Below are 11,772 nucleotides of genomic sequence, written 5' to 3'. Positions count from 1 at the left end.
ACGCGAGAGGAGCTCCTGTGCTACCCACCATCTTGACTGTCGACGACGAGGAAATGATCAGAGACCTGATGGTTACTGCCCTTTCCCGTGAGGGATACCGTTGTTTTCAAGCCGGCAGCGCCGAGGAGGCTCGTTCCGTCCTCCAGAACAACAGAATAGATCTCGCGATCCTCGACATCATGATGCCCGGGCTTTCAGGCGATGACTTTCTCAAGGAACTCAAAGTACTGAGTCCCGAGACCGTGGTGCTTATGGTAACAGCCCTGAGTGACACGGAAACAGCCATGAAGTGCATCCACCTCGGGGCCTACGATTATATCCTCAAGCCCTTCGATATCGACCGGGTGCTCCTGACTATCCACAACGCCCTGGAAAAGCAGCGTCTCCTCACCGAGAACCGGGAATACCAGGCCACTCTGGAGAAAAAAGTCGACGAGCAGACCCGCCAGATTCGCATGGCCATGGAAGACCTGAACCTCGCCTACAATCATACCCTGACGGCTCTCGTGAGGGCGCTCGATGCCCGCGAGAAGGAAACGGGCTCCCACTCGGAGCGGGTTATGACTTACACCCTGCTCCTTGGGGAGGCCATGGGTGTCCCAGAGCAAGATCTGAGCGTCATGGCGCGGGGAGCGCTTTTGCACGACATCGGCAAAGTCGGCATCTCCGACAACATACTCCTGAAACCTGCCAAGCTCGATGAACGCGAATGGATGGAGATGATGCGCCATCCCCAACTCGGCTACGAGATCCTCTCGGGAATCAAGTTTCTCAAGGGACCAGCCGAAATGGTATTAGCCCACCACGAGCGGTTCGACGGCAGCGGTTATCCAAAGGGCCTTTCCCGAAGCGGCATTCCCCTTGGCGCCCGCATCTTCTCCCTGGTGGATACCCTCGATGCCATGACGTCGAACAGACCTTACCGCAAAGCGCTCCCCTTTGAGTCGGTCACCAGTGAAGTGAAACGTTGCAGGGGAACCCAGTTCGATCCGGAGATCGTCGACATTTTCCTCTCAATTCCCCGTGAGCGGTGGGAAGTCGTCGGGAAGAGGCATTTCATCGTTGGTTAGTCTTCCCATACTCGATCACCCCCTTGTCAGTTTTTCGGCCGCAAACAGAAAAAGGGCCGCCCAGAATGGACGGCCCCACGGTGACAACATGGCGCGAAACGCTAAACGAACCTTATCCTAATCCTCATCCTCTTCGCCGTACTCGTCAACGCCGAACGCCTCGTCATACCCAAGGTCGTCGGCACCTTCAACATCGTCGAGCTCGTCGGCAAAATACTGTTCAGGGGAGCGGTCATCATCGGCTATGGCCTCGAACCGGGCCAGGATATCTCCCTTGGTGCAGTAACGTCCGTCTCGGTGACCACAGACATCAACCGGTCCCTTGTCGCACAGATCAAAGAGTTGGATCTCGGTGCAAAGTCGTTGCTGCTTCGCATTTTCTTCCATGGAAACCTCGTAGTTAATCGAAATCAGTGTCAATTGCGACTGACAAATTCCATCGCCTTCACCACGTCAGCCTTGCAACCGATGTAAACAGGGGCGCGTTGGTCGAGGGAGTGGGGTTCCAGGTCAAGAATCGGCTGTCTCCCGTCAGTGGCTGCCCCACCGGCGTTTTCAACCAGAAACGCCATGGCATTGAGCTCGAAGAGGAGCCTCAGTTTGCCGTTGGGTGAGCCATTGAGGGCCGGATACATGAAAATGCCCTTTCCCTTCATGATGACCTGGTTAATATCGGGGACGAAACCGCCCGAGTACCGAAGCTTGGCCCCCTTCTCCTCCAGATAACGAACGAACTGTTCGGTCCCCTGTTGGTATTTGTTACGCAGGCCTCCAGGAGCATAGATGTTTCCCTCATCCTGCATGGTGATGTTCTCGCGCGAAAGGGTGTACTCCATCAGATGGTTCATGGTGAATTCATGCACCCCCTTGCCGACGGAGTAAACCATGGAGACCCGTGGGCCATAGAGGATATACATGGCCGCGACCTGGTTGCGCCCTTTCTGGAGCAGATTGCACCCCTCATAGATAGAGACGATGGTGCCAACCGCCAGATTCACATCCACGAGGGACGAACCGTCGAGGGGATCATAGGCCACCGAGTAAAGGCCGTCTGCATCAGCCTGGGCCTGGAAGATTTCATCCATTTCCTCGGAAGCAATATTACAGACAACGCCGGAGTGAATGAGCCGTTTCTTGATTATCCTGTCCGAAAGGACGTCCAGGGCAAGCTGCTCTTCGCCGTAAAGGTTGGAGGTACCCGCCACGCCCAGATCACCGGTACGAACAGCGTTGATCACATACTTGCTCGCCTCGGCAATCTCGCAGATGAGGTGGACGAGGTTGTCGCAGATCCCTTGATTACGGAGATGACGGCGCAAATCTACCTGGAATTTCGTCTTGCCCGGTTCACTGAACGGCATGCATCCCTCCTGTGCATATAATAGTCAAATCCCTTAAAGGTTAATGTAAAGAGGTAAGGCAAATCAAGCGAAAAGTAGCGTCAACCCAGTGTTCAGAGGTCATGTTTGCAATGTGCTCCCGAGAGCCTATACTTTAGTTTTCGAACCCATATTACGGAGGGATCATGCAAAACGCCAGCAGGCGGAAATTCCTTGGTCTCTGCCTTGGTGGCCTGGGAATGGCAGGGGCCGTAGCAGGAGCGTATTCCGTTCTCAGCTATCTCGCACCCCTTTCAGATGAAGGCACTGGCGGGAAGATCTCTTTTTCCGTAACGGAAATTCCCCCGAATGGCGCGAAATTTTTTGATTTTCGCGGAACAACCGGTGTTGTCATCAGAAAACAAAGCGGTGAACTCGTAGCACTGTCAGCCATCTGCACACACTTAGGATGTATCGTTCAGTGGGAACAAGACAAACAGGACTTTCTCTGCCCCTGTCACGGCGGCCGTTACAACTCCGACGGTTCCGTCATTTCGGGACCGCCCCCCAGGCCTCTGGAAAAGCTGGCTATCAACATAACCAATGGAATTGTAACCGTGGGGTAAAACGATCTATGTCTCCCCTGAAGAGTATCTACCACTGGCTTGACGCACGTATCGGAGTTGGTGAACTGGTGGAAAAGCGCCTCACCGGCTACCTCCTGCCCCGCTCCATCAACGCCTGGTACTCCCTTGGAAGTGTGCTCCTGGTTATCTTCGCTCTACAGGTTATCACTGGCATCCTCCTCCTCGTCTACTACGTTCCCGATGCTGAAAAAGCTTTCAAGAGCGTTAGCTCAATCATGAACGACGTTCCTTTCGGCTGGCTGATCCGCATGTGCCACGCCGTAGGGTCCAACATGATGGTGGCGGTCCTGATGCTTCACATGCTGTCGGTACTGTTCATGGGGAGCTACAAAAGCCCGAGGGAGCTGAATTGGGTAACCGGTTTCATCCTGTTCAACCTGGTATTGGGGATATCACTCACCGGCTACCTTCTTCCCTGGAGCCAACTCTCCTTTTGGGCCACAACAGTAGCGACCAACAGCGCCGGCGCCATTCCGGTCATCGGCAAGTACCTCGTGGAATTTCTCCGGGGTGGCAAACTTGTGGGCCCCCCTACCCTGGGACGCTTCTTCTCCGTGCATGTGGCCCTCCTTCCGCTTCTCATCGGAGCATTTATCGGCGGACACCTCTTCCTGCTGGAACGGATCGGCGTTTCTACGCCTCCTTTCGGGCTCAAGGAGACGAAAAACACCTGGCAGGGCGACCGGTTTCGCTATGACGCACACCCCGGCGGCATACCCTTCTTTCCCAACTACATGCTTCAGGATCTAACTTCCATCCTGATTTACCTGGCAATCTTTTTCTGCGTTGTCTTCTTTACCCCATACATCTTTTTCCCACCAACGGCCTTTGTGCCGGCTGATCCGTACAAAACCCCCGCCCACATCAAGCCCGAATGGTATTTCCTCGCCAACTATCAAACCTTGAAGGTTTTCCCGAACGAACTCCTGGGCCTCTTAGTGCAGGGGGTGGTCATGACCTTCCTGGCACTCTTTCCGTTCATTGACAGAGGAAGGGAGCGGCACCCCTTCAAACGTCCCCTCTTTCTCGCCTGTTTTATCAGCGGAATAATTCTCTATATTGCCATGGCGATCTGGGGGCATTACTCATGAGAATATCAGTGACGCATAGGCTCGCCGTACTCACCTGCTGGCCCCTGCTCATACTCCTTACGCTCCTTGCTCCCAATGCCCGCTGCCAGGAACAAACAGTCTGCCTCCAATGTCACGGGGCCCAAACGGGCAAAGGTGGACTACCGGTAAAAGCTTGGCAAGGGAGCGTGCACGCCGCTAACGGCATTTCATGCAACGACTGCCATGGCGGAGACCCAAAAGATGCCGCCAACGCCATGAGCCCTGCCCGGGGGTTTCTTGGCGTCCCGGTTGAAACCGGAATTCCCGCCTTCTGCGGCCGATGCCACGTGGGGATCATGGAGGAATATGGCAAGAGCGCCCATGGTCGCGCCCTTGGCAAAGGAGGCCCGACATGCGTCACCTGTCATGGGTCCCACACGATCATGAAAGCAACCCTCGATCTCATCAACGAGAAGAACTGCAGCCGTTGCCACCCCTACAACCAGGCCGCCGTCATCAAGGAAGCCATGCGGCAGACCGATGCGCTCATCAGCGACAGCGAGCGGAAGCTTGAACGTTTCAAGGGGGAAGGGATCAACACCGAAGCACGGGAGAAACACCTCTTTGACCTGCGTAACCGCTATCATCGACTCTTCCACGTTGTTGATGTCGGCAGGGTAAAACGGGAATCCGGGCTGATCCGGCAGGAACTCGGCACCATCGAGCAGGCTCTGATGAAGCTTGATGAACAGAACAGGCGCCGCAAAAGCGCAGGAATGGTGGTAGTCGGAGGGTTGCTGATGGCAGCCATCCTCACGTATCTCCTCAAGAAGACCTTTGACAATTAGCCAAAAAATTATATTATGACCCGGTTTTGAGTTGCACAGACGCTGCACCAGCGCCCCGACACACAATTAATCTTCACTAATAGATTTTACTTTACCCAAACTATTTTTTTATGTATACATGACTAAGGCAATTTGAACAGACCAGAAAAAAGCCTGCATTCCCTGCACATCGACCGTCCGTAAACACGCACTACAGAGAGTCATATAACTGATTTTTGAACCAAACTGATCAGTCAAATCCCGAGCTTTCCCGCAAAGGAGGAAGAGACATGGTTGTACTTGTACGCTGTACCGACGACACCGTAACCGTTGCGCAGGGGTCAAAACTCAGCAAGCTCATCAAAGATGGTTTGATCAAGTCGTTCCTCCGCTCAGGAGTATGGGTGGAAGCAGTTAACTACCGCCAGGGAACCGCACGACGCCCTGCCGCTGTCAGCGACTCCCGGTGCACGGCATTCGTTTCATGTTTCTGAGACGCCGACGTATCTGAATTAAAAATTAGAGAACTACACTGAAATGAGGACAACAGATTGCGTTGTCCTTTTGTTTTTTTGTACGAACAAAAAAACCGACAGTTTCCTGTCGGTTTTTACCCATCCCATTCATTGTGTTCATGCCCTGGTCAACTGTCGGTACTTGATCCGGTGCGGCATGTCGGCAGCGGCTCCGAGACGCTTTCTCCGGTCTTCCTCGTACTCTGAATAGTTGCCATCGAACCAGACTGCCAAGCTATCCCCCTCAAAGGCGAGTATATGGGTGGCGATCCGGTCCAGGAACCAGCGGTCGTGGGAGATGACCACGGCGCAACCGGCAAAGTTCTCCAGGGCCTCCTCCAGTGCCCGCATGGTGTTCACGTCCAGGTCGTTGGTGGGCTCGTCCAGCAGGATAACGTTTCCTCCCTCTTTGAGCATCTTGGCGATGTGCACCCGGTTCCGCTCTCCGCCGGAGAGCATCCCCACCTTCTTCTGCTGGTCGCTCCCCGAAAAATTGAACCGCGAGACATAGGCACGGGAATTGACACTTACCTTGCCCAGTTGCAACGTCTCCTGCCCTCCCGAAATCTCTTCCCAGATGCTCTTGTCGGGACTGAGGGCGTCGCGGCTCTGGTCAACATAGGCAATCTTCACCGTATCACCGATGCGGATGGAGCCGGAGTCGGGAGCCTCCTGGCCGGTAATCATCCGAAAGAGGGTTGTCTTGCCGGCGCCGTTGGGACCTATGATGCCGACGATGCCACCGGGGGGAAGACGGAAGCTCATCCCCTCCACAAGCAGGCGGTCGCCGTAGGCCTTCGAGACGTTGTCCGCCTCGATGACGATATCGCCAAGCCGGGGCCCGGGGGGGATATAGATTTCCAGGTCCTTTGCCCGCTTCTCGCTCTCCTGGGAGAGAAGCTGCTCGTAGGAGCTGATCCGTGCCTTACTCTTGGCGTGACGACCCTTGGGGCTCATCCTGATCCACTCAAGCTCCCGCTGCAGCGTCTTTTGCCGCTCGCTTTCGGACTTCTCCTCCTGGGCAAGGCGATTCTGCTTTTGCTCGAGCCACGAGGAATAATTACCCTTCCACGGGATACCCTCGCCCCGATCGAGCTCAAGAATCCAGCCAGCCACGTTGTCGAGGAAATAGCGGTCGTGGGTCACGGCGATGATGGTGCCGGGGTATCCCTGGAGGTGATGTTCGAGCCAAGCGACGGTCTCGGCATCCAGGTGGTTGGTGGGCTCGTCCAGGAGGAGAATGTCGGGCTTCTGGAGAAGAAGGCGGCAGAGGGCCACCCGGCGGCGTTCGCCACCGGAAAGAACTTTTACCGGAGTGTCTCCCGGCGGGCAGCGCAGGGCATCCATGGCCATCTCGAGCCGAGAGTCCAGATCCCAGGCGTCCAGGTGGTCAAGCTTCTCCTGCACTGCGGCCTGACGGTCCAGAAGCTTGTCCATGTCGGCGTCGGGATCGGCAAAGGCAGCGGTAATCTCGTTGAACTCGTTCAGGAGGTTGACGGTCTCCTGACACCCCTCTTCGACGATTTCCCGCACGGTCTTAGCCTCGTCGAGTTGCGGTTCCTGTTCCAGGTAGCCCACGGTGTAGCCGGAAGAGAGTACCGCCTGTCCGTTGAAGTCCTTGTCGACCCCTGCCATGATGCGTAACAGTGTCGATTTGCCCGAACCGTTCAAGCCTAGGACGCCGATCTTGGCGCCATAAAAATAAGAAAGAGAGATGTCCTTGATGACTGGTTTCTTATCGTAGTACTTGGACACCCGCATCATGGTATAAATTATCTTGTTCCCTTCAGTGCTCATGGGCGGATGAAAACCTCCTTCGTTAATTTTGGCATATCCTTGTACACTGTCAGCTAACTATGTGTCAACTACGAGCTTTTTCAAATTCCTTTGAAATTGTTACCGTTTGCATTACAATTTGTCGACTCATTCCCACGAAAGGTGGAACCAATGAAAAAACACTGGATTACTACGATCTTTACCCTCGCCTTTGCCGTCACCCTTGTGGCGGCGACATACCATGAAGCTGGGGCCCGTGCCGGTGGCGGCCGCTCCTTCGGTAGCCGCGGCTCCCGCACCTACAGTGCCCCATCCCGCACGGGAAGCCCTTATCAATCGAGCCCTCAGGCGTCTCCGGCCTCGCCCCAGCAGCCCTTTCCCCAAGCCCAGCCCCAGCGGCAGGGAGGGAGTTTCCTCAGGGGACTCGCCGGCGGCGTTCTCGGCGGACTCCTGGGGGGGATGCTCTTCCGGAGTCTCGGTTTTGCCGGTCCCGGCGCTGGCGGCATCGGCATCTTCGACATTCTCCTGATCGGTGGCGTCCTGTACCTGATCTACCGTTTCGTCGCCTCCCGCCGCCGCGCAGCTGCCCAAACCTCTGTATACGGCACCCAACAACAGACCTGGCGCCAGGCGCAAAGCATCGAGCCTCCTCCCCAGCAGTACGGCTTCGGCCAGACAGCACAAACTGCGCCTGTGGATGAAACGAGTTTCGGCCTCGCCCATGTCCACCAGATGGATGGCTCTTTCGATGAAAACCGCTTCAAGGAAACCGCCCAGGATATTTTCTTTCGTGTCCAGGGGGCTTGGACACGGCGCGACCTGTCGCCGGTAGCCGATCTCCTTACGCCGGAAATGCAGGTAACATTCCGGCAGCAGATCGATGAGCTCAAGGCTGCGGGCACCATAAACCGCCTGGAAAACATTGCCGTGCGCGAGGTGGATATCACCGAGGTATGGCAGGAAGAAGGAAGGGACTATCTCACAGTCCGTTTACTTGCAAGTATCCTCGACTACACCACCGACGAATCGGGGAAAGTTCTTTCCGGAAGCGATACTGCACCGGTAAAGTTCGAGGAGTACTGGACGTTCTCCCGTCCGGTTGGACCGAACCCATGGAAGCTGTCGGCGATTCAGCAGGCGTGATTACATAAAGGGATTTGAGCAGACGTCCTAGCCGTCGGGAAACCGTTTCCCGGCGGCTTTTTCATTCCGGCAACCGTTTGACATCTCACGATTATCCGGTACGTTTATCCCGTAAGTACCCCGCAACTCAACTACAAGGAGGCAGGGAATGTTCGAAGAGATTGACGTACAGGATGCCATCAAAAAATCGCTCCAGACCGAAAAAAACGCCATGAATTTTTACCAACTCGGCGCAACCCGGATGAAAAACCCAGACGCCATCAGGGTATTCGAACTCCTTGCAAAGGAGGAACGCGAGCACGCCGGCCATTTCTACAAGATCTACAAGGGGATCGACATCCACGATTTTGATGAGTTCATGGACGCGCCTCCCGACCACGAATCGACCTGGATGGCTGCCATGGCCAAAACCATCAATTCCGACTTCACTGAGCAGAAAGCCCTGGAACTGGCCATGCACAAGGAGAAAAAACTGGAACATACTCTCCGGGAGACTGCCGGTAAAATTAAAGATGAGAACGTGCGCTCCATTTTCGAACTGAATGCTCGCGAAACCCATAACCATTACGAAATGATCGAATCGGAGTATGCCCGGATCATGGCCATGGTGCATGAATCGGATATGGACATTTACGTACGGGAATGAGTTGACTGCCGGCATGTCGGTAGTGAGCAAAAAAAGAGAGCCCGCAATCACGGGCTCTTTCAATTTCATACGCGTTTGGAGAGAGGCGGTGTCAGTAGGCGTGCTTGTCCTCCAGTACCTCCGCTTCGGTGACGGGGGCCCTGAATATCCTGTAAACCCATATCTTGTAAGCAATGACGATCGGTACAAAGATGAATGCCACGACGGTCATGATCTTCAGGGTGTATGGGCTCGATGACGAGTTGAAGATGGTGAGACTGTAGGCCGGATCGAGACTCGACGGGATCAGGTTCGGGAAGAGCCCCACTACGCCGGTCGCCACCACGGTGAGCACAGTCACGCAGGACGAGACGAAGGCAGCGAGCGTCGCACCCTTGGCCGAGAAGAGCCGAATCCCCAGGAGAGCCGCAACGGCCACAAGCGGAACCACAAAGAGCAGCGGATTAGCCAGGTAATTGTCGAAGAGCTTGGTGGCGAACTTCGTGTAGGCAAGAAACGCCACCGCCACCACCAGGAGGGCCGGCCAGGTCTTGTCGGCAATCCCCTTGGCCCGTGTGCTCAGGTCGCCCACAGTCTTCACCGACAGCCAGAGGGCGCCGTGAACCGTGAAGAGGAGCACGAACAGGACGCCCGTCAGAAGCCCATAGGGGTTGAGGAGAGAAATGAAGGACCCCTGGTAGCCGGCGGCGTCCATGGGAAGCCCCTTGAAGATATTGCCGAAGGCAACACCGAAGAGGAGCGCCGGCAGGAAGCTGGATACCTGAATCGCCACGTCCCACGCCTTTTTCCACCCCTCCCCTTCGAGCTTGCCGCGAAACTCGAACGATACTCCGCGAACTATCAGCGAGAAGAGCAGGAGCAGCAGTGCCGTGTAGAGGTAGCTGAACATGAGCGCATAGGTGGTGGGAAACGCCGCGAAGGTGGCTCCTCCTGCGGTGATGAGCCAGACTTCGTTGCCGTCCCACACCGGACCGATGGTATTGATGAGAACCCGCTTCTCGCCGTCGGTGCGGGGGAGTATGTTATGGAGGATACCGGTGCCGAAGACGAATCCGTCGAGCATGAAGTAGACCGCCCAGAGAACACCCCAAAGCACAAACCAGATAATCTGCAGTTCCATGTTATGCCTCCCTTGCCGTCACCGGCTTGATGATGCCGGAAAGATCGTCTTCAGGCCCCTTGCGGGCGTACTTTGCAAGGAGATAGATATCGATGGCGCCCAGCAGACCGTAGAGGAGTGTGAATCCCACCAGCGAGCCGATCACCTGGGGCGATGTTATCGCCCTGGAGACCGCATCGGACGTCTTCAGCACTCCGTACACGATCCAGGGCTGCCGCCCCATCTCGGCGACGAGCCATCCAAGTTGGGCGGCGATGTAAGGAAGCGGCAGGGCCAGCACCATGAGTCGCAAAAAGAGGGTTTTGTTTTCAAGATTCTTCATCCGCGAGAGGACCACGGCTGCCAATGAAACCAGGGCCGTGAAGGTGCCCATCCCCACCATGAGGCGGAAACTCCAGAAGGTGGGCTGTACCGGCGGCCTGAGCTCCTTCGGGAAGTCCTTCAACCCCTTGATCTCGGCGGTTGGATTATGGAAGGCGAGCATGCTCACCATGTTCGGGATACACAAACGCTCGATGGCGTTGCACTCTTTTTCCGGATCGGGAAGGAGAATCAGGTTCATGCCGGCACCCTTCTGGGTCTCCCACACCGACTCCATGGCCGCGAACTTGGTCGGCTGGGTCTTGGCGATCTCCACCGCATGGAAGTCGCCGGAGAGGAATACGGCCAAAGCGGCAACGAGCCCGAAAACCGCCCCCATCCTGAACGAGCGGACGAAGAAGTCGATGCGGCTCCTGCGGAGCAGATGCCACGCCGAGATCCCCATCACGAAGAAGGCAGCCACCATGTAACCGGAACTGACGGTGTGGACGAACTTGATGATGCCGTAAGGGTTGGTGACGACAGCCATGATGTCCACCATTTCGGCACGGCCGTTACGAAGCACGTAGCCCACCGGTTTCTGCATCCAGCCGTTGGCCAGGAGGATCCAGAGGGCCGAGAGGTTGGTGGCGATGGCTACGAGCCAGATGCTGAGGGCGTGGACAGACTTCGATACCTTGTTCCACCCGAAGATCCAGACGCCGATGAAGACCGACTCCAGGAAGAAGGCCACGGTCGCCTCAATGGCAAGCGGCGCGCCGAAAATATCCCCGACGTAGCGGGAATACTCGGCCCAGTTCATGCCGAACTGGAATTCCTGGGTAATACCGGTGACGACCCCCAGGGCAAAGTTGATCAGAAACAACTTTCCCCAGAATTTGGTCATCTTGAGGTAGGTCTCGTCTCCCGTGCGCACATACCTGGTTTCCATGTACGCCGTGAGGATGGAGAGGCCGAGGGTGAGGGGCACGAAGATGAAATGGAACATTGTCGTTGCTGCGAACTGGAGCCTGCTGAGGGTTAGTACGTCCATCCGTCCTTACCTCCTTGTAGAGTGAGTGGGGTTTATAGAGAGCCTCATCGTTCGAAGCATCAAGCCAGTTTTGTGAACATGAATAATTTTTTAAACATACTATACCATATAGGACTAATTTTATCCTGTATATGGGCAAAATTTTTTGGATTAGTACTTACGCGCGGCAAGTTCCTCGATGGTAACTCCGTCGAGAATTTCCACAACATTCCGCTGCACTTGCCGCCTGTCAATGGGAACGTAAAAGTGTACCAGTTACGGGAATTGAAAAGTGTACCACTCCCTGGGAGAGAACTTCTCAAT

12 protein-coding genes are annotated in these 11,772 nt (G+C 55.6%); 7 read left to right on the top strand and 5 right to left on the bottom strand.

From position 1 onward, the window contains the following. Positions 1–17: 17 nt before the first annotated feature. Positions 18–1,070: an HD domain-containing phosphohydrolase gene (locus KI811_RS16305; protein ID WP_214187532.1), complete on the top strand. Its 1,053-nt coding sequence runs from the start codon at positions 18–20 to the stop codon at positions 1,068–1,070. A gap of 117 nt (positions 1,071–1,187) precedes the next feature. Here KI811_RS16305 and KI811_RS16300 read toward each other — a convergent pair whose 3' ends face one another. Then, positions 1,188–1,457, bottom strand: coding sequence for a hypothetical protein (locus KI811_RS16300; RefSeq protein WP_004511923.1), 270 nt, complete (start codon positions 1,455–1,457; stop codon positions 1,188–1,190). 29 nt (positions 1,458–1,486) lie between these two features. Beyond that, a complete protein-coding gene (locus KI811_RS16295; RefSeq protein ID WP_214187531.1) occupies positions 1,487–2,431 on the bottom strand; it encodes a class 1 fructose-bisphosphatase in 945 nt (314 codons plus the stop codon). A 164-nt stretch (positions 2,432–2,595) separates the two neighbouring features. On the opposite strand from KI811_RS16295, the gene KI811_RS16290 reads away from it, so the two are divergent. From KI811_RS16290 to KI811_RS16275, 4 genes are all read left to right on the top strand, one after another. Beyond that, a complete protein-coding gene (locus KI811_RS16290; RefSeq protein ID WP_214187530.1) occupies positions 2,596–3,015 on the top strand; it encodes a QcrA and Rieske domain-containing protein in 420 nt (139 codons plus the stop codon). A gap of 8 nt (positions 3,016–3,023) precedes the next feature. Continuing rightward, positions 3,024–4,127 (top strand): cytochrome b, encoded by a 1,104-nt coding sequence (locus tag KI811_RS16285; RefSeq protein ID WP_214187529.1) that lies wholly within the window; start codon positions 3,024–3,026, stop codon positions 4,125–4,127. Beyond that, positions 4,124–4,936 carry a cytochrome c3 family protein gene (locus tag KI811_RS16280; protein WP_214187528.1) on the top strand — a complete coding sequence of 271 codons (813 nt, stop codon included), beginning with the start codon at positions 4,124–4,126 and terminating at the stop codon, positions 4,934–4,936. Before KI811_RS16285 ends, KI811_RS16280 begins: the two co-directional genes overlap by 4 nt. 269 nt (positions 4,937–5,205) lie before the next feature. Next, positions 5,206–5,409, top strand: coding sequence for a GSU3473 family protein (locus KI811_RS16275; RefSeq protein ID WP_214187527.1), 204 nt, complete (start codon positions 5,206–5,208; stop codon positions 5,407–5,409). A 138-nt stretch (positions 5,410–5,547) separates the two neighbouring features. Here the strand turns inward: KI811_RS16275 and ettA are convergent, their stop codons facing one another. Then, the gene (gene ettA / locus KI811_RS16270; protein ID WP_214187526.1) at positions 5,548–7,227 is read right to left on the bottom strand and encodes an energy-dependent translational throttle protein EttA; all 1,680 of its coding nucleotides are present in this window, start codon (positions 7,225–7,227) and stop codon (positions 5,548–5,550) included. A 150-nt stretch (positions 7,228–7,377) separates the two neighbouring features. On the opposite strand from ettA, the gene KI811_RS16265 reads away from it, so the two are divergent. Then, positions 7,378–8,349 (top strand): Tim44 domain-containing protein, encoded by a 972-nt coding sequence (locus tag KI811_RS16265; RefSeq protein ID WP_214187525.1) that lies wholly within the window; start codon positions 7,378–7,380, stop codon positions 8,347–8,349. A 148-nt stretch (positions 8,350–8,497) separates the two neighbouring features. Further along, positions 8,498–8,995: a ferritin-like domain-containing protein gene (locus KI811_RS16260; protein WP_214187524.1), complete on the top strand. Its 498-nt coding sequence runs from the start codon at positions 8,498–8,500 to the stop codon at positions 8,993–8,995. Between the two features lie 91 nt (positions 8,996–9,086). Here the strand turns inward: KI811_RS16260 and cydB are convergent, their stop codons facing one another. Then, a complete protein-coding gene (gene cydB, locus KI811_RS16255; RefSeq protein WP_214187523.1) occupies positions 9,087–10,115 on the bottom strand; it encodes a cytochrome d ubiquinol oxidase subunit II in 1,029 nt (342 codons plus the stop codon). Between the two features lies 1 nt (position 10,116). Then, positions 10,117–11,469: a cytochrome ubiquinol oxidase subunit I gene (locus KI811_RS16250; RefSeq protein WP_214187522.1), complete on the bottom strand. Its 1,353-nt coding sequence runs from the start codon at positions 11,467–11,469 to the stop codon at positions 10,117–10,119. Positions 11,470–11,772: the final 303 nt, after the last annotated feature.

This window comes from Geobacter hydrogenophilus (assembly GCF_018501225.1).
GTDB lineage: Bacteria > Desulfobacterota > Desulfuromonadia > Geobacterales > Geobacteraceae > Geobacter > Geobacter hydrogenophilus.
This window is presented reverse-complemented; position numbering and strand designations above follow the sequence as displayed.